Origin of the sequence: Microtetraspora malaysiensis (assembly GCF_050947145.1) — a bacterium.
Taxonomy (GTDB): domain Bacteria; phylum Actinomycetota; class Actinomycetes; order Streptosporangiales; family Streptosporangiaceae; genus Microtetraspora_A; species Microtetraspora_A malaysiensis.
Map to the genome: position 1 here is coordinate 8,153,787 of NZ_CP191998.1, position 20,359 is coordinate 8,174,145.

General features: G+C 70.5%; 25 protein-coding genes. 6 read left to right on the plus strand and 19 right to left on the minus strand.

The genetic code is table 11. From position 1 onward, the window contains the following. Positions 1-23: 23 nt before the first annotated feature. The 10 genes from ACQP1V_RS38080 to ACQP1V_RS38125 all read right to left on the minus strand — a co-directional run bounded on the left by ACQP1V_RS38080 (position 24) and on the right by ACQP1V_RS38125 (position 8,848). Complete coding sequence (locus ACQP1V_RS38080) at positions 24-218, minus strand: hypothetical protein (protein WP_067125373.1); 195 nt, start codon at positions 216-218, stop codon at positions 24-26. A 188-nt stretch (positions 219-406) separates the two neighbouring features. Further along, complete coding sequence (locus ACQP1V_RS38085) at positions 407-676, minus strand: acylphosphatase (protein WP_433415645.1); 270 nt, start codon at positions 674-676, stop codon at positions 407-409. Positions 677-710: 34 nt separating this feature from the next. Further along, positions 711-1,625, minus strand: coding sequence for a bifunctional DNA-formamidopyrimidine glycosylase/DNA-(apurinic or apyrimidinic site) lyase (mutM, locus tag ACQP1V_RS38090; protein WP_433218816.1), 915 nt, complete (start codon positions 1,623-1,625; stop codon positions 711-713). A gap of 35 nt (positions 1,626-1,660) precedes the next feature. Beyond that, positions 1,661-2,395: a ribonuclease III gene (gene rnc / locus ACQP1V_RS38095; protein WP_387414628.1), complete on the minus strand. Its 735-nt coding sequence runs from the start codon at positions 2,393-2,395 to the stop codon at positions 1,661-1,663. A 250-nt stretch (positions 2,396-2,645) separates the two neighbouring features. Next, positions 2,646-2,825 (minus strand): 50S ribosomal protein L32, encoded by a 180-nt coding sequence (rpmF, locus tag ACQP1V_RS38100; RefSeq protein ID WP_061255026.1) that lies wholly within the window; start codon positions 2,823-2,825, stop codon positions 2,646-2,648. 1 nt (position 2,826) lies between these two features. After that, on the minus strand, positions 2,827-3,381 hold the full coding sequence (locus ACQP1V_RS38105; protein WP_067125382.1) for a YceD family protein: 555 nt from the start codon (positions 3,379-3,381) through the stop codon (positions 2,827-2,829). Between the two features lie 70 nt (positions 3,382-3,451). Further along, positions 3,452-3,928 carry a pantetheine-phosphate adenylyltransferase gene (gene coaD / locus ACQP1V_RS38110; protein ID WP_067125385.1) on the minus strand — a complete coding sequence of 159 codons (477 nt, stop codon included), beginning with the start codon at positions 3,926-3,928 and terminating at the stop codon, positions 3,452-3,454. 15 nt (positions 3,929-3,943) lie between these two features. Further along, positions 3,944-4,513, minus strand: a complete 570-nt coding sequence (rsmD, locus tag ACQP1V_RS38115; protein ID WP_433415650.1) for a 16S rRNA (guanine(966)-N(2))-methyltransferase RsmD — start codon at positions 4,511-4,513, stop codon at positions 3,944-3,946. A gap of 410 nt (positions 4,514-4,923) precedes the next feature. Continuing rightward, positions 4,924-7,083, minus strand: coding sequence for an ATP-dependent DNA helicase RecG (recG, locus tag ACQP1V_RS38120; protein ID WP_433415653.1), 2,160 nt, complete (start codon positions 7,081-7,083; stop codon positions 4,924-4,926). Between the two features lie 184 nt (positions 7,084-7,267). Beyond that, positions 7,268-8,848, minus strand: coding sequence for a DAK2 domain-containing protein (locus ACQP1V_RS38125; protein ID WP_433415656.1), 1,581 nt, complete (start codon positions 8,846-8,848; stop codon positions 7,268-7,270). A gap of 219 nt (positions 8,849-9,067) precedes the next feature. Here ACQP1V_RS38125 and rpmB point away from each other — a divergent pair, with 219 nt between their 5' ends. Further along, on the plus strand, positions 9,068-9,253 hold the full coding sequence (rpmB, locus tag ACQP1V_RS38130; RefSeq protein ID WP_061255238.1) for a 50S ribosomal protein L28: 186 nt from the start codon (positions 9,068-9,070) through the stop codon (positions 9,251-9,253). A gap of 105 nt (positions 9,254-9,358) precedes the next feature. Here rpmB and thiD read toward each other — a convergent pair whose 3' ends face one another. Both thiD and ACQP1V_RS38140 read right to left on the minus strand, forming a co-directional pair. Continuing rightward, positions 9,359-10,156 carry a bifunctional hydroxymethylpyrimidine kinase/phosphomethylpyrimidine kinase gene (thiD, locus tag ACQP1V_RS38135; protein ID WP_433415659.1) on the minus strand — a complete coding sequence of 266 codons (798 nt, stop codon included), beginning with the start codon at positions 10,154-10,156 and terminating at the stop codon, positions 9,359-9,361. A gap of 80 nt (positions 10,157-10,236) precedes the next feature. Beyond that, a complete protein-coding gene (locus ACQP1V_RS38140; RefSeq protein WP_433426092.1) occupies positions 10,237-11,283 on the minus strand; it encodes a thiamine-phosphate kinase in 1,047 nt (348 codons plus the stop codon). 64 nt (positions 11,284-11,347) lie between these two features. Here ACQP1V_RS38140 and ACQP1V_RS38145 point away from each other — a divergent pair, with 64 nt between their 5' ends. Next, positions 11,348-11,581 (plus strand): Lrp/AsnC family transcriptional regulator, encoded by a 234-nt coding sequence (locus tag ACQP1V_RS38145; protein WP_387414640.1) that lies wholly within the window; start codon positions 11,348-11,350, stop codon positions 11,579-11,581. An 11-nt stretch (positions 11,582-11,592) separates the two neighbouring features. Next, on the plus strand, positions 11,593-12,051 hold the full coding sequence (locus ACQP1V_RS38150; protein WP_433415662.1) for a DUF3515 domain-containing protein: 459 nt from the start codon (positions 11,593-11,595) through the stop codon (positions 12,049-12,051). Between the two features lie 10 nt (positions 12,052-12,061). On the opposite strand, the gene ACQP1V_RS38155 is transcribed toward ACQP1V_RS38150, so the two are convergent. From ACQP1V_RS38155 to ACQP1V_RS38165, 3 genes are all read right to left on the minus strand, one after another. Continuing rightward, a complete protein-coding gene (locus ACQP1V_RS38155) occupies positions 12,062-13,180 on the minus strand; it encodes a D-alanine--D-alanine ligase family protein (RefSeq protein WP_433415664.1) in 1,119 nt (372 codons plus the stop codon). A gap of 175 nt (positions 13,181-13,355) precedes the next feature. Next, positions 13,356-14,363 carry an NAD(P)H-dependent glycerol-3-phosphate dehydrogenase gene (locus ACQP1V_RS38160; protein ID WP_433415667.1) on the minus strand — a complete coding sequence of 336 codons (1,008 nt, stop codon included), beginning with the start codon at positions 14,361-14,363 and terminating at the stop codon, positions 13,356-13,358. A 146-nt stretch (positions 14,364-14,509) separates the two neighbouring features. After that, a complete protein-coding gene (locus ACQP1V_RS38165; RefSeq protein ID WP_433415670.1) occupies positions 14,510-15,229 on the minus strand; it encodes a lysophospholipid acyltransferase family protein in 720 nt (239 codons plus the stop codon). Between the two features lie 207 nt (positions 15,230-15,436). Between ACQP1V_RS38165 and cofC the strand changes: the two genes are divergently transcribed. Beyond that, positions 15,437-16,135, plus strand: a complete 699-nt coding sequence (gene cofC / locus ACQP1V_RS38170) for a 2-phospho-L-lactate guanylyltransferase (RefSeq protein WP_433415673.1) — start codon at positions 15,437-15,439, stop codon at positions 16,133-16,135. 64 nt (positions 16,136-16,199) lie between these two features. Here cofC and ACQP1V_RS38175 read toward each other — a convergent pair whose 3' ends face one another. Further along, positions 16,200-17,693: an MFS transporter gene (locus tag ACQP1V_RS38175; protein ID WP_433415676.1), complete on the minus strand. Its 1,494-nt coding sequence runs from the start codon at positions 17,691-17,693 to the stop codon at positions 16,200-16,202. Between the two features lie 196 nt (positions 17,694-17,889). Between ACQP1V_RS38175 and ACQP1V_RS38180 the strand changes: the two genes are divergently transcribed. Beyond that, positions 17,890-18,621: a TetR/AcrR family transcriptional regulator gene (locus ACQP1V_RS38180; protein ID WP_433415679.1), complete on the plus strand. Its 732-nt coding sequence runs from the start codon at positions 17,890-17,892 to the stop codon at positions 18,619-18,621. Positions 18,622-18,746: 125 nt separating this feature from the next. Continuing rightward, positions 18,747-18,950 carry a hypothetical protein gene (locus ACQP1V_RS38185; protein ID WP_387414653.1) on the plus strand — a complete coding sequence of 68 codons (204 nt, stop codon included), beginning with the start codon at positions 18,747-18,749 and terminating at the stop codon, positions 18,948-18,950. 233 nt (positions 18,951-19,183) lie between these two features. On the opposite strand, the gene ACQP1V_RS38190 is transcribed toward ACQP1V_RS38185, so the two are convergent. From ACQP1V_RS38190 to leuD, 3 genes are read right to left on the minus strand one after another with little or no spacing between them, the layout of a single operon-like run. Beyond that, positions 19,184-19,480 (minus strand): HU family DNA-binding protein, encoded by a 297-nt coding sequence (locus tag ACQP1V_RS38190; protein ID WP_066942789.1) that lies wholly within the window; start codon positions 19,478-19,480, stop codon positions 19,184-19,186. 49 nt (positions 19,481-19,529) lie between these two features. Further along, positions 19,530-19,790 (minus strand): hypothetical protein, encoded by a 261-nt coding sequence (locus tag ACQP1V_RS38195; RefSeq protein ID WP_067125430.1) that lies wholly within the window; start codon positions 19,788-19,790, stop codon positions 19,530-19,532. Next, positions 19,769-20,356 carry a 3-isopropylmalate dehydratase small subunit gene (gene leuD, locus ACQP1V_RS38200; protein WP_433415681.1) on the minus strand — a complete coding sequence of 196 codons (588 nt, stop codon included), beginning with the start codon at positions 20,354-20,356 and terminating at the stop codon, positions 19,769-19,771. The genes ACQP1V_RS38195 and leuD overlap by 22 nt, the downstream gene beginning before the upstream one ends. Positions 20,357-20,359: the final 3 nt, after the last annotated feature.

Genomic DNA, 20,359 nt, shown 5'->3' on the forward strand with positions numbered 1-20,359 from the left:
CCCTGACGGTGATTCCTCCGGCCTCAGGTGAGGGCCGGCTCGCGATCTTCCAGCCGGACCAGTGCCTCATCCCGAGACTGCGCCGCCAGCGCGTCGTTCTGTGCCTGGAGCCGGGTGAGTTCTGCCTCCAGGTCCCGGATGCGCTGCTGGAGGCGGCGCATTTCGGAGACCATCCGAGGATCAGGACCGCCGACGTGGCCGAGTAGAGCCTTCGCCATAGTAAAGGGTCCTCCACGCTGAGTGACCAGACTGGTTCGCGCACTTCATGCCGCGGGAGGGGTGCGCGTGGTTCCTCTCAAGGGTCGCACCGGTATTGGAGGCGGTCAAGTTGAACGCTTCACACAGACGCACCGATCGACACTCTCGGCATGTAAATATACCGCATTTGCGACGCCCGAAGGAAGGGCTATCGCTCGACAAAACCCACCAAACCGCCCTTTGCGTCACTCCAACGTTCTGTAACGCCGTCCACTATCCCGGGCGTGTCACCGCTTCTGAGCAGCCCGAGGAGCGACTCACATGATTCCCGTGGGCCTTCGGCCACGACCTCAACCCTGCCATCCGACAGATTCGTCGCCCAACCGGCCAGTCCGAGCTCCAGCGCCCTGGCCCGGGTCCACCAGCGGAACCCCACACCCTGCACCCGTCCGCGCACCCACGCCGTCAACCGGATCATGACTCACAGTATCCCGGAGGTCTCTGGCGCGGACTCAGGGATGGGCGTCTCGCGGGCGCGGCTGGCACCGGGGGCAGCTGTAGGAGGACCTGTTCATGAACGCCTCCCGCCTGATCGGGGTGCCACAGCGGCGGCAGGGCTCGTCCCGCCTCCCGTACACGGCGAGCGACCGGTCGAAGTAGCCGCTCTCGCCGTTGACGTCCACATACAGGCTGTCGAAGGACGTGCCGCCCTCGTCGAGCGCCTCGCTCATCACGGCGCGAGCGGCACCGAGCAGTTCGGCGATCTTCTTCGTGGACAGCGACTCGGTGGGCCGGGCCCAGTGCAGCCGCGCCCGCCACAGCGCCTCGTCGGCGTAGATGTTGCCGACCCCGCTGATCAGCGACTGGTCGAGCAGCGCCCGCTTGATCCCGGTACGACGGCGGCGTAGCCGGGCCGCGAACTCCGCCTCGTCGAACACGTCCTCGAACGGGTCGGGCGCGATGTGCGCCACCGGCTCCGGCACCGGACGGACCCGCCCGCCGCGCGACGGCGGCTCGGGCGCCGTCAGGGGCGCGACAAGGAGGTGGCCGAACGTGCGCTGGTCGACGAACCGCAGGTCGGACCCACCGTCGGCGAAGCCGATCCGGACCCGGAGGTGCTTCTCCAGCGGGGCGTCCGGCTCGATCACCAGGAGCTGGCCGCTCATGCCCAGATGGGCGAGCAGGGCCTCCCCCGCCTCTCCCTCGGGCCCGCCAGGCTCGGCACCCTCGTCACCGAGGGGAAGCCACAGGTACTTGCCGCGCCGCTCGGCGGAACGGATCTCGCGCCCCTTGAGCTGGTCGGCGAGCTCACCCGCGTTCCTGCGCACCGCGCGCGGGTGCAGCACCTCGGCCGACGCGATCGTCCGGCCGGAAACCCAGCGTTCGAGGCCGCGCCTGACGACCTCGACCTCGGGCAGCTCAGGCATTCCGTCCCCTCAACTCACCTGTGCCGGAGCGCGGCTCAGCCCTGGCCGAGCCCGGCGCCTTCCTTGGCCTCGCGGACGGCGCGGATCGCCGTCCACGCCGCCTCCGCGGCCTGCTGCTCCGCCTCTTTCTTGCTCCGTCCCGCGCCGGTGCCGTACTCGGTGCCGCCGACCCGGACGGTGGCCACGAACGACTTCGCGTGATCGGGGCCGCTCTCCGCGACGTGGTACTCCGGCACGCCGAGCATCTCGGCGGCGGTCAGCTCCTGCAGCGAGGTCTTCCAGTCGAGGCCCGCCCCCAGGGAGGCCGACCGCGTGATCAACGGGTCGAAGAGCAGGTGCACGACGCGGAACGCCTCGTCCAGGCCCTTGTCGACGTAGACCGTACCGATCAGCGCCTCCAGGGTGTCGGCGAGGATCGAGGACTTGTCCCGCCCGCCGGTGCCCTCCTCGCCCCGGCCGAGGCGGAGGTACTTCCCGAGGTCCAGGCCGCGCGCCACGTCCGCGAGGGCGCGCATGTTGACCACGGCGGCGCGCAGCTTGGCGAGCTGCCCCTCAGGAAGATCCGGGTGCCCCCGGAACAATGTGTCGGTGACCACCAGCCCGAGCACCGAGTCCCCCAGGAACTCCAAGCGCTCGTTCGTGGGCAGGCCACCGTTCTCGTACGCGTAGGACCGGTGCGTCAGCGCCCGCTCCAGGATGCCCGTGCTGAGTGCCACGCCGATCTCGCGTGCCAGCTCGTCTCTGGCGATCTCGACTGCTACCGGCTTCATCGCTGCGCCCACCGCTCCTCCTGTTCACCTGTGCATGGCAAGGCCGCACGGTGACTGGTCCGGTGATAAGCCCGAAGACGTGGTGGGCGCCGGTTCCCCGCTGATCGGGGCCTCCCGGCGTCCACCACGGCCGCGGGCACGTCCGCCTGCCGTCGTGCCTCCGCCCGCCACCGTACGCGCTGAAAGCAAGGTAACGCCGACCGGGGCGTCTTGACGACCCGGCCGGCGTTCCGCTCCGCTTGTCGCGCGATCAGGCCGACGGCTCGATGACCTGACGACGGTTGTAGGTGCCACAGCTCGGGCACGCCACGTGCGGGCGCTTCGGCGAGCGGCACTGGGGGCAGCTCACGAGCGCGACCGCGGCGGCCTTCCACTGGGACCTGCGGGCGCGGGTGTTGCTCCGCGACATCTTCCGCTTGGGGACGGCCACGTCAACCCTCCTGATCGTCTTTCTTGTCCACAACCAAACCCTGCAGCGACGCCCAGCGCGCGTCGATCCGCTCGTGCCCGTGGTCCGGGCCGGCTTCCGCCAGCTTGACCCCGCATTCCGCGCAGAGACCGGGGCAGTCTTCACCGCACATCGGGCTCAGCGGCAGTGCGAGCACCACCGCGTCGCGGAATATCGGCTCGAGATCGAGCAGTTCGCCGTCGAGGAGCAAGTCGTCCTCTCCGGCGTCCTCCGCCGAGTAGAAGAAAAGCTCCTGGAACCCGACCTCGATCTCCGAGGTCAGCGGATCCAGGCAACGCGAGCACTCTCCACTGAGAGGAACCCGCGCCGTGCCCGTGACGAGCACACCTTCCATCACCGCCTCGAGCCGGATGTCCAGCTCGACGTCGGCGTTCTTGGGAACGCCGATCATTCCGACCGCGAGGTCCGCCGGTGCCGGAAGAACCGGGCTGATCCTGCGCATCGACCCCGGTCGCCGTCCCAGGTCGTGAGTGGAGATCACCCATGGGGCTCGGGGGTCGAGGCTGTGCAGAGTCATCCTGCTCTCGTTAGGCATGACGAATCACCGCCGTCGTGCAAGGCCGGATAGAAAGGATACCAGCAGCTGGTCAGCCCCTGAGCCGCTCGATGAGCAGCCGCTGGACGAGGTCAGGGACCAGGCCGGATACGTCCCCACCATACCGTGCGATCTCCTTCAGTCTGCTCGACGAGAGGAAGGAGTACTCCGGGTTGGTGGACATGAACAGCGTCTCCACACCGGACATGCGGTAGTTGAGCTGCGCCATCTGGAGCTCGTAGTCGAAGTCGCTGACCGCCCGCAGGCCCTTCACGATCGTCGGGATGTCGTTCTGGCGGCAGAAGTCGACCAGCAGCCCGTGGAACTTCTCGACCCGGACGTTCCCGTACTCCTTGGTCACCGCCTCGAGCATCTCGATCCGCTCGTCCACGGTGAACAGGCCGGCCTTCTCAATATTGATCAACACGGCCACGACGACCTCGTCATACAGCCGGGAGGTCCGGCCGATGATGTCCAGATGTCCGTTGGTCACGGGGTCGAACGACCCCGGGCATACGACGCGACGCAAGGCGCACCCCCAGGTTTACGGGTTCCCGGCTGCGTGACCGTACCAAACGGCCGCTTCCCCGTAACGGCGGACCCTGTCCTCCTCGAAACCCGGCGGCCAGACCAGGTCCTTCCCCCTGGACTCGCGCTCGACGGCGACCAGCGTGCCCTCGCCGACCCACCCTTCGGAGCGCAGCGCCTCCAGCACCCGGGTGACGGCCTCGTCGCCGACGGAGTAGGGCGGGTCCGCGAACACGAAGTCGTACGGCTCGGCACACCCCTGGGCCAAGACCCGCTCGACCTTCTCCGCCCTGAGCACGGCTCCGGGCAGGCCCAGAGTGGCGATGTTCTGCCTGATGGTCCGTGCGGCCTTGGCGTCCGACTCGACGAGGAGGGCGTGGCTCGCGCCCCTGCTCAGCGCCTCCAGGCCGACCGCCCCCGACCCGGCGTAGAGATCGAGGACCCTGGTCCCGTCAAACGATCCCAAAAGCGACCCCACTGTCGAGAACAGCCCCTCCCGGGCACGATCGCTCGTCGGCCTGGTGCCCCTGCCCGGTGGCACGGCCAGCCTGCGTCCTCCTGCGCTGCCTGCGATGACCCGCGTCATCTGTTCATTGTCCCGCTCCGGGAAGGGGGTCCGGGACGGCGGTGCGCCCGCACCGGGCGGCCCCGGGCGGATCGGGAGCGGTCAAGAGTGGGCAAGCGGGGGCGACGAATGGGTAAGAGCGGTATCGCACGGCCTCCGCGTTCCGCATGATGAGTCTGCGGCCTTCAAGGTGACCCAGGGGAAGGCCGGCCGGCGTGGTCGTGAGCCCTTCCGCACGCCGGCGCCCTCGGCACCTGACCCGAGGGTGGGCCCAGCCGGGGACGGCATTCGGGGGGAGGCCGTCCCAAGGCTGGGCCCTGGGTCATTCTTATGCGCGCGGCCATCGGCCGCCGCGTTTCGCGATCAGCGCTCGGGCGGGGCCGTTCACGCCTCTCACGCCTCTCGCGCCTCTCCGTTCACGCCGTCGTCGTTCACGCCTTCTCCAGGAACTCGGCGCGCTCATCGCCCAGGAGGGCGTCGAGCTCGGCCCGCAGGACCGGATGGTCCGCCAGCTCGGGATCGGCCGTCAGGAGCGCGCTCGCCTCCTCTCGCGCCGCCTGGATCACGTCCTCGTCGCGGAGCAGCTGCAGCATCTTCAGCGACGACCTGCGGCCCGACTGCGCGGCCCCGAGCACGTCCCCCTCGCGACGCTGCTCCAGGTCCACCCGGGACAGCTCGAAGCCGTCGAGGGTGGCGGCCACCGCGTCCAGGCGGGTACGCGCCGGGGTGCCGGCGGCGGCCTCGCTCACCAGCAGGCACAACCCCGGCAGACCGCCCCGCCCGACCCGGCCGCGCAGCTGGTGCAGCTGGGAGACGCCGAACCGGTCCGCGTCCATGATGACCATGACCGAGGCGTTCCGAACGTCGACGCCGACCTCGATCACCGTGGTGGCCACGAGCACGTCGATCTCGCCCTTGGTGAAGGAGCGCATCACCGCGTCCTTCTCCTCCGGGGGGAGCTTGCCGTGCAGGACGCCGACCCGCATGCCGTGCAACGGGCCCTCGGCCAGCATCTCCGCCACCTCGAGCACCGCGAGCGGCGGCCTGCGCTCGTCGTCCTCCTTGCCGAGATCGCCCTCGTCGCCCTCCTGGTCGCCGATGCGGGGGCAGACAACGTACGCCTGGCGGCCGAGCCCGACCTCCTCGCGCACCCGCTCCCAGGCGCGGTCGAGGAAGTGCGGCTTCTCGGCGGCCGGCACCACGTGGGTGGTGATCGGCGCGCGGCCGGACGGCAACTGCGACAGCGTGGAGACCTCCAGGTCGCCGAACACCGTCATCGCGACCGTCCTCGGGATGGGGGTGGCGGTCATGACCAGCACGTGGGGACGGCCACCGCCGCCCTTCTCGCGGAGCGCGTCACGCTGCTCCACGCCGAAGCGGTGCTGCTCGTCCACCACGACCAGGCCGAGATCGGCGTACTGGACATGCTCCTGGATCAGCGCGTGGGTGCCGACCACGATGCCCGCGGCTCCCGAGGCGGCGTCGAGCAGCGCGCTCCGCCGCGCCGCCGCGCCCATGGAGCCGGTCAGCAGGGTCACGCCGGTGCCGCCGAACATGCCGCCGGTCGCGAGATCTCCCAGCATCCCGATGATCGACCTGTGATGCTGCTGGGCCAGGACCTCCGTCGGGGCGATGAGCACCGCCTGCCCGCCCGAGTCGACCACCTGGAGCATCGCCCGCAACGCGACGACCGTCTTGCCCGCGCCCACCTCGCCCTGCAGCAGCCGGTGCATGGGGTGCTCGCGGGCCAGGTCCGCGGCGATCTCCTCGCCGACCCGGCGCTGCCCCTCGGTCAGCTCGAACGGCAACCGCCCCTCGAAGTCGCGCAGCAGGCCGTCGGGACGCCCCGGCCTCGGGCGGGCCGGCCAGGCGGAGGCCGCCAGCCTGCGCCTGGCCAGCACGGACTGGAGCAGGAACGCCTCGTCGAACTTCAGCCGCCCGCGGGCCAGGGAGATGTCGGCCTGGCTCCGCGGCCGGTGGATGTGGTGCAGCGCCACCTCAAGCTCGGGAAGATCGTGCCGGTGCCTGATCTCGGCCGGGAGCGGGTCGTCCAGCGCCAGCACGTCGAGCACGGTGCGTACGGCCCGGCGGATCGTCCACGTGGCCAGCCCCTGCGCGGAGGGGTAGATCGGCACCGGCGCGGCGGCGAACTCGGCCACGTCCTCGATCTCCTCCGTCTCGTACTCGGGATGGGTGAGGGAGACCCGGCGCCGGCCGGCCTGCAGCGGGAAGACGTTGACCTTGCCGGAGAACATCGCCTCGGTGCCGGGGGTCAGCCGCTGCTCCGCCACGAAGGCGCCCTTGCCGAAGAAGGCGAGGTGCAGCCGCTCTTGACCGTCGGTCACCTCGACGTCCAGCCAGGTGCCCTGCCGGTTTTTCATCGGCCGCCGTTGCAGCGCCGCCACCCGGGCCACGACCGTGACGTGCTCGTCGTGCTGCAGCGAGGAGATCGGCGTCAGCTCGCCGCGCTCGGCGTAGCGCCGTGGGTAGTGGCGGAGCAGCTCCCCCACGGTGGCGATGCCGAGCGCGCGCTCCAGCGGGCCGGCCGTACGGCCCAGCGCGCGCTTCAGCGGCTCGTCGAACCTCGTCATGCGCCCCCCTCACGTGACGGGATCGTGTCCTGCGCCGCGACCGCGCGCGGCCCGACGCCCCGCCCGCCCGGCAGGCGAGGCGCGACGGCCGGAAGACGCGCGGTCACGAAGATAAGTTCTACCGCCGGTGACCGACAGAAATCACCTGGGCGCCCGCCCTGCCCCCCGGTGACGCCCCGGGGCGTCACTCCACGCCGATGAGCAGCGGGTAGCCGCCCTGTCCCCCTTCGTAGACGACCACCTCGACGTCCGGGCGCACCCGCGCCAGATGGTTCCGCACGGCTTCCTCCGGGGCGGCGGCGGAGACGGCGCCGGTCACCAGCGTCACCAGCTCGCTGCTCGACGACATCATGCGGTCGGCGACCCGCACCGCCACGTCGGCGAGATCGGCGCCGATGAGGGCGACGTCGCCGTCGACGACGCCGAGCACGTCGCCCGGACGGCACAGCCCAGCACTGGTCACGGCCTCGCGGTCGGCCACCCACACGTGCCCGTGCCGGGTGTGTCCCGCCGCATCGGTCATCGCCACGACGTCGTCGTCGAAGCGGCGCAGCGGATCGTGCACCGCGAGCGCGGCGAGCCCCTGGACCGACGCCCTGGTCGGCAGCACGCTGACCGTCAGCCCCTCCTCGCGGGCGACCTCTGCGGCCGCCACGGCCACCGCGTGCGCGCCGCTGTCGTTCGGCAGCACCACCACCTCGCCGCCCGCCTCCCTGATCGCCGCGAGCACCGCGGCGAGGGGCGGGGCGGCGCCGGGCTCGCGCCGTACGACGACGGCTCCGGCCCGCCGGAAGAGCGCGGCGAGGCCGTCGCCCGCCGCGATCGCGACCACGCCGCGCGCCGGTGCGGGCTCGTGGACCCGGCCGCCGAGGTGGGTCACCCGGATGCGGTGCGGGCGCCCGGCGGCGATCGCCGCCTCGATCGCGGCGCCGGCGTCGTCCACGTGCACGTGGACGTTCCAGAGGCCGTCGCCGCCGACGATCACCAGGGAGTCGCCCAGCGCGTCCAGCTCGCTCCTGAGCCGGCCGACCGCCTCCTCGGACGCGTCCAGGAGGTACATCACCTCGTAGCCCGGCGTGGCCTCGCGGGTCTTCTCCCACGCCTCCTCGACCGGGGCCCGCCCGGCCGCCGGGGCGGGGACCTCGTGCCGCTCGCTGAACGCCTCGGTGACCACCTCGGCCAGGGCCTCCAGGATGATCACCAGGCCCGCGCCGCCCGCGTCGACCACGTGGTTCCTGGCCAGCACGTCGAGTTGTCGCGTGGTGCGGCGCAGCGCCCTCCGCGCCTCCTCCGCCGCGATCCGCGCCACCTCGCCGAGGTCGTCGGAGGCGTGCCGCACGGCCTCGGCGACGGCGGACAGAACGGTCAGCACGGTGCCCTCGACCGGCCGCATCACGGCGGCCCTGGCCATCTCGGCGGCCCGCGCCAACGCCCGGCGCAGGTCGGCTCCGCACCCGTCGGCGCGTCCGAGCACCTCGGCCAGCCCGCGGATCGCCTGGCTGACGATCACTCCCGAATTACCCCGGGCGCCGAGCAGCGCCCCCTGGGCGAGTGCCTGCCAGGTCCGGTCGCGCCCCGCGTCGCCGGGCAGGCCGTCCAGCGCCTCCGCCGCGGAGAGCACGGTGAGGTGCAGGTTCGTCCCGGTGTCGCCGTCGGGGACGGGGAACACGTTGAGTGCGTCTATCTCCGCCCTGGCCCGGCCGAGCGCGTCCGCGCACCGGCGTGACCAGCGGCGTACGGCGGGCGGGTCGAGCACCTCAAGCATGAACGTCGCCCCCTCGGTCCGGTGACCCGCACGCGTGGCGCCGCCGAGATGCGCTACCGTTGGTCGCTACGAGATTATCCCCGTTCGCCGGGATCCCGTTTGGCGTGCAACGGCTGACATCGGATATCCTCGTGTGGCCAGCCGGTTGCCCCGGCACGCTCGGATGAGCCGCTTCTCAGCGGACCGGGCCGATTCGACTGATCTGAAGGAGCGATGACCGTGGCTTCCGTCTGCGACGTCTGCGCTAAGAAGCCGACTTTCGGCAACAACGTCTCCCACTCGCACCGCCGCACCCGCCGCCGCTGGAACCCGAACATCCAGACCGTGCGTGCGACGGTCAACGGGACGCCGAAGCGGATGAACGTGTGCACCTCCTGCATCAAGGCAGGTAAGGTCACCCGCTGACCTCACTTCTTTCGAAGCCCGTCACCGATCCGGTGGCGGGCTTTCGCGTTGCCCGCGCCCCTGCTCCGGGTCGCTCGGGCGCCCGCGCGGGTCACATCCGGCCGGTCAGGCGATTCGCCAGCGCCACCCGTGGTCGACGGGGCCGATGCCCGCGCCGAGCGGGAAGCCGTGCGCGATCGCGCCGGTGACGTACTCCTTGGCCTGCCGTACGGCCTCGGGCAGGTCGTCGCCGAGGGCGAGGCGGGAGGCGATGGCCGAGGCGAGCGTGCACCCGGTGCCGTGCGTGTGGCGGTTGTCGAGGCGCTCGGCGGCGAAGCGGTAGCTCCGGTCTCCATCGGTCAGCAGGTCCACGGGGTCGCCGGGCAGGTGGCCGCCCTTGATGAGCGCCCAGCGCGGCCCGAGCGCGAGCACCGCCTCGGCCGCGCGCGGCAGGTCGTCCTCGTTCTCGACCTTGACCGAGGTGAGCTGCTCGACCTCCCAGAGGTTCGGCGTGACCACGGTCGCGACCGGCAGCAGCAGTTCTTTGAGGGTCTCGACCGCCTCGGGCGCGAGCAGCGAGTCCCCGTGCTTGGAGACGCCGACCGGATCGACCACGACGGGGGCCGCCACGCCGGCGAGTGTGCGGGCGACCATCTCCACGAGCACCGGCGAGGCCAGCATCCCCGTTTTGACGGCCTGGACGCCGATGTCGCCGAGCACGGAGTCGAGCTGTGCCCGGACCGCCTCCTCCGGCAGCTCCCAGTACCCCTGGACGCCGAGCGAGTTCTGCGCGGTCACCGCGGCGATCACGCTCATGCCGTGCACCCCGAGAGCCAGCATCGTCTTGAGGTCGGCCTGGATGCCGGCGCCGCCGCCGGAGTCGGAACCGGCGATGGTGAGGACGCGCGCGGGAGTGGAGGTCATGCCCCTATCAAACCAGGACATTTCCCCACCCTTGCCCATACGGTGCGCGGGCGGGGCGAACCGCCCCCGACGCTTCCCGATCAATCGTGCGAATTACGGAAATGGTCCCAGCCGCCCCACGTGTCGGCGCGCCCGGCGACGTGGACCCCCTCGCCCTCCGTGACCCGGCCGATCACCAGCCACGGCTCCGGGAGGCGTACGTCAGAGGGGAAGACGGCGGCGAACGCGTGGTCGTCCCCTCCGGTGAGGATCCACTCCAGCGGGTCGGCCCCCAGCGCGCGGGCGGCCGCGGCGAGCGCCGGGCCGACGGGGAAGGCGCCGGGGTCAAGCTCGATCCGGACACCGCTCGCCTCCGCGATGTGGTCGAGGTCCTGCAGAAGCCCGTCGCTCACGTCGAGCATGGCCGTCGCGCCGAGCCGGGCCGCGCCGGGACCGCACGCGTACAAGGGGCGGGGACGGCGATGGGCGTCCACGAGAGCCGACAGCAGCTGCTCGATCCCACCGTCCCCGGCGACCGCACGGCCTTCCGCACCGCCCCTCGGCACCCCCTCCGGCGGACCCGACGGGCCGGAAACGACGTCCGGGCCCACCCGGCCGGCCTGGAGCAGCGCCAGTCCCGCCGCGGCGTGGCCGAGACGGCCCGCGACCGCGACGACCTCCCCCGGGAGGGCGCCCGACCTGGTCACCGGCCGTCTCCCGCCGAGGTCGCCGAGCGCGGTGACACCGAGCACCACCGTGTCGGAGCGGGAGATGTCCCCGCCCGCCACGCTCGCGCCGACGAGCGCGCACTCGTCCCGAAAGCCGTCGGTGAGGGCGTCCAGCCAGTCGGTGGTGACGTCGGCGGGCATCCCCAGGCCGACGAAGATCGCCGTCGGATCGGCCCCCATAGCCGCTATATCGGAAAGATTCTGGGCTGCCGCTTTCCGGCCGATGTCATAGCCACTGGACCAATTGCGACGGAAGTGCCTACCCTCGATTAGGAGATCCGTACTTACGACGACCCGCCCGTCCGGCGCGCTCAGAACGGCGGCGTCGTCTCCAGGTCCGAGCAGCACGGCCGCGCCCTGCGGCAATCGCCCAGCGATACGTCCGATTACACCGAATTCGCCAAGATCTCCGACTGTGATGGCACACCCCTAGTGCATTCGAGGTACGGTACGCTCCGGCACTGATCTCTATCCGGAGGGCGTTATGGTGCAGGCCTACATCCTTATCCAGACCGAGGTCGGCAAGGCGGCCCATGTGGCCGGCCAGATCGCCGGGATCGCGGGAGTCACCCAGGCGGAGGATGTCACCGGTCCCTACGACGTGATCGTCCGGGCCGAGGCCCGCAACGTCGACGAGCTGGGCAAGCTGGTGGTGGCCCAGATTCAGGCTGTCGAGGGCATCACGCGTACTCTTACATGTCCGATCGTGCACATCTGACCTGGGAAGAGATGCGAAGACTGATCCCTCCGGCCCGGCCGGCGGCCGCGTTGGCGGCCGGGCTGCTCGCCGTACTGTCCCTTTCCGCCTGCTCCGGCGCGGTGCGGGTGGAGCCGCCGAAGCCGGAGGGCCCCGCGGCCGCGGCGTGCCAGAAGCTCGCCACCGCGCTCCCCAACCGGCTCGACGGCGTGGAGCGGGTGGAGAGTGACCCGCCCTCGCCGTACGTCGCGGTGTGGGGAGCGGGCGAGATCGCCCTTCGGTGCGGAGTGGAGCGGCCCGCCTCGATGGCCGCCACGGACCAGGCGACCGACCTCGACGGCGTCACCTGGTACCAGGATCCCCAGCTCCCGGCGCTGTTCACCGCGATCAACCGCGCGGCGTACGTCGAGGTGACGATCTCCGGGAAGCACGTTCCCGGAGACGTCATGGTGGATCTGGCCGGCCCGATCAAGTCGTCCATCCCCGAGTGACCGATCCGGCTCAGCGCAGCCCCGCGGGGCGTTCGAGCGCGAGCCGGATCAGGTGATCGACGAGCTCCGCGTACGGCAGGCCGGTCGAGGCCCAGAGCTGCGGCGCGACCGAGAGCGACGTGAAGCCGGGCATCGTGTTGATCTCGTTGAGGATGAGCTCACCGGAGGGCGTGTAGAAGAAGTCCACCCGGGACAGCCCCTCGCACGACAGCGCCTCGAAGGCCCGCACGGCCATCGCGCGCACCTCCTCGGCGGTCTCCGCCGGGATGTCGGCGGGCGCGGCGAGCTCCATCTGGTCGGGGTAGTACTTCGCCTCGAAGTCGAAGAACTCGCGCTCGCCCCGCACCAGCACCTCGCCGGGGACGCTCGCCTTAGGCGGCGCGTCGCCGAGGGACTCGAGCACGGCGCACTCGATTTCCCGGCCGACGATCGCGGCCTCGACCAGCACCTTGGGGTCGTGCTCGCGGGCGACGTCGATGGCGGCCTCCAGCGACTCCAGGTCGTGCGCCTTGGAGATGCCCTGTGAGGATCCGGCGCGGGCCGGCTTGACGAACACCGGCCAGCCGAGCTCCTCGACCTCCTTGAGCACCCTCCCGCGGTCGGTGCGCCAGTCGCGGTCGCGGACGACGACGAACGGCCCGACCGGCAGCCCCGCCGCCTTGAGCACGAGCTTCATGTACGCCTTGTCCATGCCGACCGCGCTCGCCAGCACGCCTGAGCCGACGTAGCGCACCCCGGCCATCTCCAGGAGGCCCTGGATGGTGCCGTCCTCGCCGAACGGCCCGTGCAGCATCGGGAAGACCACGTCCACCTCACCGAGGGAGCGCGGGATCTGCCCGGGGTCGAGCGCGATGATCGACCCGGAGTCGGACGGCAGAGCGAGCGCCGTGCCGGAGTCGCCGACGACCGGCAGATCGCCGTCTTCAATCGCGTAACTCTGCCCCTCGGACACCAGGACCCAGCGTCCGTCGGGAGCGATGCCGACCGGGATGACCTCGTACTTCGACCGGTCGATCGCGCCGATCACGCTGCCCGCGCCCATCAGCGACACCGCGTGCTCGGAATTGCGCCCGCCGAAGACGACGGCGACTCGGATCGGCCGGGAAGGCACCTCGCGCTGCTCGTTCATGATGCTCGAATGTACCGCTTCCGGACGGGGAACCCGCTTGTCAGGCCCGGGTGTAACCGTTCGAGCGCATGGTGTCGAGCGCCCGCGTCACGTCCATGATCTGGTCTTCCGCGTCCGCCGGCTATGGACCGCGCGGGAGTTCTCCACGAGTCTCCCGCGCCCGCGCCTCATGGGGCTACACGCCGTAGCGCTCCGGTTTCGGGGTACGCGACATCAGGAGCATCGCCGCCTCGGACGGGGCCATCCCGTCGTGGACCACGCCGACCACGACCTCGGTGATGGGCATCTCCACGTCGTGCTTCCTCGCCAGCTCAAGAACCGACTCGCACGACTTGACTCCCTCGGCGGTCTGCTTCGTCACCGCGACGACCTCGGCCAAGGTCATCCCGCGCCCCAGATTCTCGCCGAAGGTGCGGTTCCTGGACATCGGGGAGCTGCACGTCGCCACCAGATCGCCCATGCCGGCGAGGCCGGCGAACGTGTGCTGGTCGGCCCCGAGCGCCGCGCCGAGCCGGGCGATCTCGGCGAGGCCGCGGGTCATGAGCATCGCGGTCACGTTGTCCCCCAGCCCCATGCCGGCCGCGACGCCGACCGCGAGCGCGATCACGTTCTTCACCGCGCCGCCGAGCTCGACACCGACGACGTCCGGGTTGGTGTACGTGCGGAACCACGGCAGGTGGCAGGCGTCCTGGAGCCGCCGCGCGACCTCCTCGTCCGAGCAGGCCACCACCGCGGCGGCGGGCTGCCGCTGGGCGAGCTCGGGGACGAGGTTCGGTCCCGAGACCACCGCCACCCGCTCGGGGGGCACGCCCGCGACCTCGCAGATGACCTCGCTCATCCGCTTGCAGGTGCCCCGCTCGACGCCTTTCATGAGGCTGACCAGAACGGCGTCCGGCGGGAGGTACCGCTTCCACGCGGCAAGGTTGTCGCGGAGCGTCTGGGCCGGCACCGCGAGGACCACGAAGTCGGCCCCCTCCATCGCCTCCACCGGATCGGTGGTGGCGCGCAGGCTCTCCGGCAGCCGCAGCCCGGGGAGGTACTCCGGGTTCTCATGCCTCTCGTTGATCGCGTCGACGACCGAGGCCCGTCTCCCCCACAGCATCGTCGGGGTGCCCGCCTCCGCGAGGATCATCGCGAACGTGGTCCCCCACGAGCCAGTACCGAAAACGACAGCCCTGCTCACCGCTCGCTCACCATTCCTCGTAATCCGGCGAGACGGCCTCGTCTCCCGGCCGGCCGTTCCACTCGCCGCTCGCCGCGCCGGCCTCGCTGCCCGCTCGCCGGTCGTGCCCGTTCCCCGCGCGTCGCCCTTCTCACCGTACGCGCTCGTCAGGAGTGAGCCGCGTTTTTCGGGTCATACGGGATTTCCGGCGCTTCTTCCTTGCGGATCTCCGCGAGTTGGGTGGTGATGGCGGACATGATGTCGGCGGTCGCCTCGCGCAGGACGGTGCCGCGCATCGGCTGGCCCTGGTACTTCGACAGGTTGACGGGCGGGCCGCTCAACACCCGGAACGTCTTGCGGGGGAACAGCCGCGGCTTCTTCTCGCCGTACGGCAGGAGCTCGTGGGCGCCCCAGTGGGCGACCGGGATCACGGGCGCGCCGGTCACGAGCGCCAGCCGCGCCACGCCGGTCTTGCCCACCATGGGCCACATGTCCGGGTCGCGGGTGATCGTGCCCTCGGGATAGAAGATGACGCAGCCCCCGTCCCGGAGCCGCTGCTCAGCGGTCTTCAGGGACTGGGTGGCCTCGGTGCTGCCCCGGTGAACCGGGATGGTCAGCCACCGGGTGATGACGCGCCCGAGCACCGGGATCTTGAAGAGCCCCGACTTGGCGAGGATCACCGGCCAGCGCCCGTTGTTGTACAGGTAGTGCGAGAGCAGGAGGGGGTCCGACCACGACATGTGGTTGGCCGCGATGATCACACCTCCGGAGCGGGGCACGAACTCCCCTCCGCGCCAGACATGCTTGGTCAGCAGGAGCGACAGCGGCTTCACGATCAGAACGGCCAGGAATTCCCAGAACCAGGAGGGACGGCTACGGCGTTTCATTTCTACTCCTCGTGTGCCGGCCGGACGGGGAACCACGGCGCGCCGCGCCGGCTGCGCGCGCCCCTCCCGGCGGGAACACGGGCGCGCGTCATCGCGCCCCGTCGTCCGCTCACTCGCTCCTCCACGTACTGATCCGCCGCTCCCGGCGGCGGGTGCCCCAAGTCTCCCGGTTGGCTCCGGGCGCTGTCGAGGCGGGAAGCTTACGTTATGCAGCTCACACGATGGACCCTCGTGGTGCCGGTGAAGACCATCATCAGGGCGAAGACCCGCCTGGCGGGCGCGGCGGGGCCGTACCGCGCCGACCTGGCGGTCGCGCTGGCGTGTGACACGGTGTCCGCGGCGCTGAGCTGCCCCCGCGTCCACCGCGTGATCGTCGTCACCGCGGACCCGGTTCCGGCGGAACGGCTGGCCGCGCTGGGCGCCCACGTGGTGACCGACCCCGACCGGGGGCTCAACACCGCGCTGCGCTTCGGCGCCGCCGAGGCCGTCCGGCTCGCGCCGGACGACGCCGTCGGGGCGCTCCAGGCGGATCTGCCCGCGCTGCGCCCCGCGGAGCTGGAACGGGTCCTCGCGGCCGCCGAGGAGTTCGACCAGGCGTTCGTGCCCGACGCGGCCGATGTCGGGACCACCTTCTACGGCGTACAGCCGGGTGTGCCCTTCCGGCCCCGCTTCGGCGGCGAGTCGAAGGCCCGGCACCTCTCCGGCGGAGCGAAGGAACTGGTCATGGACGACATCGCCTCCGTCCGCAGGGACGTGGACACGGTGGAAGACCTGCGCGAGGCGCTCGCCCTGGGCCTGCCCGCCACCACTTCGGCCGTGGTCGCGCGGATCCGGCCCCCGATCACCGGCGCCGCGCCGTACGGGCGGGATGGGGAAACGGGCGTGGCCACGCGATCGGAGAGGTGATCGCGCGGCCACACGGACGACGGTTCCCGGATGTGATCGGATGTGATCGAACGGGCATCTCAGTTCAGGCGGACAGGGCCTCCTTCGCCTGCTCCGCTTCGAGGGCGTCCTCCTCGCGGGCGTACTTCGGCAGGAGGAAGGCGACCACGAACGTGAGCAGCAGCATGCCCACCACGACCCACAGCGTGACCTTCATGGCGTGGTCGAAGCTCGTGCCGGTGGGGACCGGGCCGAGCAGGTCGAAGAAGACCGTGCCGAGCAGGGCCACGCCGAACGCGTTGCCGAGCTGCTGCACCGCGGTGAGCGTGCCGGAGGCCGAGCCGGTCTCGTGCTGCTCGACGCCGGAGAGCACGATGTCGAAGAACGGGCCCATGAGCAGGCCCATGCCGATGCCGGTCACGATCAGGGCGGGCGCGAGCTGCCACGGCGTGACGCCGATCCCGGCCAGGTCGACGGTCAGGTAGACGCCGGCCGCGCCGAGAGCCATCACGAGCGCTCCGCCGTGCAGGACCTTGCGGCCGAACCGCTTGACCGCCTGCATGATGCCCATGCCGAGGATCATGCCTACCGACCAGGGCACTCCGGCGAGGCCGGCCTTGATCGGCGAGTAGCCCAGCCCGATCTGGGTGTAGTAGTTGAAGACCAGCATGAACCCGGCCATGCCGGAGAAGAAGACGATGCCGGTCAGCAAGCCTCCGGTGAAGGCGCGCTTGCGGAACAGGCTCGGCACGATCAGCGGGTCGCCCCCGGCCCGGCTCTTACGCGACTCGAACCAGCCGAAGAACACGAAGGCGACGACGGACGCGCCGATCATCACGAATGACCAGACCGGCCAGTGGTTCTCCCGGCCCTGGACCAGCGGGAAGACGATCAGAACCGCCGCCAGCGACGCGATGACGACGCCGGGGATGTCCAACCGCAGGGGGTGCGGCGAGCGGAACTCCGGCAGGAAGCGCAGGGCCCCGGCGAGCGCGGCCAGGCCGAACGGCAGGTTGATGAGGAAGATCATGCGCCAGCCGGTGCCGAAGAAGTCCGCGTCCACCAGCCAGCCGGCGAGGATCGGGCCGCCGACCGAGGCCAGGCCCATGACCGGGCCGAACAGGACGAAGGCGGACTGCATCTCCTTGGGCGGGAACATCTCCTTGATCATCCCCAGCCCCTGCGGCAGCATGACGGCCCCGAACAGGCCCTGGACCACGCGCGCCGAGATGAGCGTCTCGGGCGACTGGGCGACGGCGCACAGCAGCGACCCGAGAACGAATCCCCCGGCGCCGATGACGAACATCCTCTTCCGCCCGAAGATGTCGCCCAGTCGGCCGCCCGTGAGCAGCCCCGTCGTCATGGCCAGCGTGTACGCCGCGCCGAGCCACTGAAGCGTGCTCTCGCTGCCGCCGATCTCGGCCCTGATGGTCGGCCCGGCGATGTTGGTGACCATCGCGTCGAGGAGGTCCATGACCTCGGCGGCGAGGATCACGAAGAGAGCGGCCCAACGCCATCTGTACGGCGCCGGCTCGTGGGTGGGCGGTGCGGATGCCACCGCCTCGTCGGATGTGGTCATGGTTTCCTCCAGGAGTGAGAGTGAGAACACTGTTCAGTTGAACAGATCGCTGTTCTATCATCGAACATCGTTCATTGGAAACGTGCGGTGTTCTCAAGATATATCGCCTCTGTGTGGCGCACAAGATATATCTCGTTCCCGATCGCCGTTCGGTCCTGGTGAGCGATGTTCACTACCATGTGCGGCGGGAGGCCACATGACAGAGCGCGACATGCCCACACCGCCCTGGGAGCGAGCGCGCAGGCGCCCCGCCCGGGCGCGCGTCCCCCTCACCCGCGAGCGCATCGTCGACGCCGCCTTCGTCGTACTCGACCAGGAGGGGCTCGACGGGCTGAGCATGCGCCGGGTCGCCTCCGAGCTCGGCGTCACGGTCTCCGCCCTCTACGCGCACGTCGACAACAAGAACGAGCTGCTGGAGCTGATGTACCACCGGCTCTTCGACGGCTTCGAGCTACCGGAGCACGACCCCGAGCACTGGCAGGAGCAGCTCAAGAACTTCGCGCGGGAGAGCCGCACCCGGATGCAGCACCACCGCGACATGGCCCGCATCTCCATGGGGCAGACGCCGTTCACCCCCGAGCTCCTGCCGCATGTCGAGAGGCTGCTCGCCCTGCTGCGCGCGACCGGGTTGCCCGACCGCGTCGCCGCCATCGCCGGAGACATGCTCTCGACCTACATCGACGGCTTCGTCGCCGAGGAGGCCATCTGGCGGGAGCGCTACGAGGGCGAGGACGTCAAGTCATGGAGCGAGATCCGCGACGACATGAAAGCGTACTTCGGGGCGCTCCCGCCCGACCGGTTCCCCAACATGCTCGCGGTGGCGAACCTCATGGTGGACGAGACCAACGACTACCGCTTCGAACTCGGACTCGACATCATCCTGCGCGGCCTCGCGTCCTACGTGGAAGAGCCGCCCGACGCGAGCTGAGCCGGGGCGGCGGCGCGCCAACCCCGAAGAGCCTCAGTACGGGCGCGTTCCGCCACCCCCGCCCGGCCCGCCCACCTCGCGGCGACGCATTATCCGCCCCGCGTCGGGACGAGTACGCTGATCAGGTGCAGGCCACGGTGAAGACCTTCGACGACGCGACCCGCTGCGGGTCGGTGTTCCTGGACGACGGCACCGAGCTGCCGTTCGACACCGCCGCCTTCGACGCCGGCCCACTGCGGCTGCTGCGCACCGGCCAGCGGGTGAACATCCTCCTCGACGGCGACCGCATCACCTACGTCACCCTCTCCACCTTCCCCATGCCCTACTGAATTGCGCTCGCTTCGCTCGCGCGGGCTCGGGGCGCCTTCAGTCGATGTCTTCCCTCGTCGCTCGGGGTCGCTCGTCCCTCGCTCCCCACTCGTTCCTCAGTCCAGACACCGCCGCGCCCCGAGCGTGATGGTTCAGCGCCGTAGTGAATGTTGGCGCTCGCGCGGGCTTGGGGCGGGGAAAAGCAGGACGGCGCCCGGATCATCCGGACGCCGTCCTCAACCGAAAACCGCCGCTACTTCTTGGCCGACTTCTTCCCGCCTGCGTTGACGAGCTCCTTGAAGTCGTTTCCGGGGCGGAACTTGGGCCCCCAGCTCTCCTCGACCTTGATCGGCGCGCCGGTCGAAGGGTTCCGAGCCGTGCGGGCAGGCTTGTGGACCATCTCAAACGCGCCGAACCCGGTGATGGAAACCTTGTCCCCACTCGCGACGGCGTGCTGAATGGCGTCAAGGATCGCGTTGACCGCCTCGGTGGCCGTCTTCTTGTCACCGACGCGATCCGTGATCGCGTCGACGAGTTCCTTCTTGTTCATTGGTTCCTCCCCCTTACGCGCTTGAAATTAGGGGACTCGTGCATGGGACTCAATCACCCTGCGATGCGTTTCGCCCACTCGGCGTGTCGGCTTCGCCGTCCAGATAGGCGATGAAGGCATCAAGCCGGGCGATTGCATGCTCCATGTCCTGTTTCGCCACGTTACAGATGGCAAGCAGCCTGTGTGTCAGGCGGGTCCGCTCTTCATGGGGTACATCCATCGCCCGGACGCGGCGGTGCGCCTCACGCAACCCCCGCGCCAGGTAGTCGTCCTCTAGCTGAAGCTCGTTCAGACAGTCGTCGGCAGCCATGGCTGCCGTCCATTCTCATACACCGCGACGTCGTCGGCGTGACGCAGGGTCAGGCCGATGTCGTCCAGGCCCTCCATGAGCCGCCAGCGCGTGTAGTCGTCGATCTCGAAGGACCAGGACTCCGCGCCCAGCCTGACCTCGCGCTCGGCAAGGTCGACGGTGATCTCGACGGTGGGGTCGGCCTCGGCCGCGGCCTGCAGCCGCTCCACGACCTCCGAGGGCAGGATGACCGGGAGCAGGCCCATCTTCGTCGAGTTGTTGCGGAAGATGTCGCCGAAGCGGGCCGCGATCACGGCGCGGAAGCCGTACTGCTGCAGCGCCCATACGGCGTGCTCCCGCGAGGAGCCGGTGCCGAAGTCGGGGCCGGACAGCAGGATCGAGGCGCCCTGGTAGGCGGGGTTGTTGAGGATGAAGGACGGGTCCTCCCGCCAGGCGGCGAACAGCCCGTTCTCGAAGCCGGTACGGCTGACCTGCTTGAGCCAGACGGCCGGGATGATCTGGTCGGTGTCGACGTTGCTGCGGCGCAGGGGGACGGCCCTGCCGGTGTGCGTGGTGAAGGCTTCCATCGG

What these genes read in the sequence shown, in the direction of transcription:
- ACQP1V_RS38080 (WP_067125373.1), bottom strand. Translation starts at nt 218, where the DNA reads ATGGCGAAGGCTCTACTCGGCCACGTCGGCGGTCCTGATCCTCGGATG.
- ACQP1V_RS38085 (WP_433415645.1), bottom strand. Translation starts at nt 676, where the DNA reads ATGATCCGGTTGACGGCGTGGGTGCGCGGACGGGTGCAGGGTGTGGGG.
- mutM (WP_433218816.1), bottom strand. Translation starts at nt 1,625, where the DNA reads ATGCCTGAGCTGCCCGAGGTCGAGGTCGTCAGGCGCGGCCTCGAACGC.
- rnc (WP_387414628.1), bottom strand. Translation starts at nt 2,395, where the DNA reads ATGAAGCCGGTAGCAGTCGAGATCGCCAGAGACGAGCTGGCACGCGAG.
- ACQP1V_RS38105 (WP_067125382.1), bottom strand. Translation starts at nt 3,381, where the DNA reads ATGACTCTGCACAGCCTCGACCCCCGAGCCCCATGGGTGATCTCCACT.
- rsmD (WP_433415650.1), bottom strand. Translation starts at nt 4,513, where the DNA reads ATGACGCGGGTCATCGCAGGCAGCGCAGGAGGACGCAGGCTGGCCGTG.
- recG (WP_433415653.1), bottom strand. Translation starts at nt 7,083, where the DNA reads ATGACGAGGTTCGACGAGCCGCTGAAGCGCGCGCTGGGCCGTACGGCC.
- ACQP1V_RS38125 (WP_433415656.1), bottom strand. Translation starts at nt 8,848, where the DNA reads ATGCTTGAGGTGCTCGACCCGCCCGCCGTACGCCGCTGGTCACGCCGG.
- thiD (WP_433415659.1), bottom strand. Translation starts at nt 10,156, where the DNA reads ATGACCTCCACTCCCGCGCGCGTCCTCACCATCGCCGGTTCCGACTCC.
- ACQP1V_RS38145 (WP_387414640.1), top strand. Translation starts at nt 11,348, where the DNA reads ATGGTGCAGGCCTACATCCTTATCCAGACCGAGGTCGGCAAGGCGGCC.
- ACQP1V_RS38150 (WP_433415662.1), top strand. Translation starts at nt 11,593, where the DNA reads ATGCGAAGACTGATCCCTCCGGCCCGGCCGGCGGCCGCGTTGGCGGCC.
- ACQP1V_RS38155 (WP_433415664.1), bottom strand. Translation starts at nt 13,180, where the DNA reads ATGAACGAGCAGCGCGAGGTGCCTTCCCGGCCGATCCGAGTCGCCGTC.
- ACQP1V_RS38165 (WP_433415670.1), bottom strand. Translation starts at nt 15,229, where the DNA reads ATGAAACGCCGTAGCCGTCCCTCCTGGTTCTGGGAATTCCTGGCCGTT.
- cofC (WP_433415673.1), top strand. Translation starts at nt 15,437, where the DNA reads ATGCAGCTCACACGATGGACCCTCGTGGTGCCGGTGAAGACCATCATC.
- ACQP1V_RS38175 (WP_433415676.1), bottom strand. Translation starts at nt 17,693, where the DNA reads ATGACCACATCCGACGAGGCGGTGGCATCCGCACCGCCCACCCACGAG.
- ACQP1V_RS38180 (WP_433415679.1), top strand. Translation starts at nt 17,890, where the DNA reads ATGACAGAGCGCGACATGCCCACACCGCCCTGGGAGCGAGCGCGCAGG.
- ACQP1V_RS38190 (WP_066942789.1), bottom strand. Translation starts at nt 19,480, where the DNA reads ATGAACAAGAAGGAACTCGTCGACGCGATCACGGATCGCGTCGGTGAC.
- ACQP1V_RS38195 (WP_067125430.1), bottom strand. Translation starts at nt 19,790, where the DNA reads ATGGCTGCCGACGACTGTCTGAACGAGCTTCAGCTAGAGGACGACTAC.
- leuD (WP_433415681.1), bottom strand. Translation starts at nt 20,356, where the DNA reads ATGGAAGCCTTCACCACGCACACCGGCAGGGCCGTCCCCCTGCGCCGC.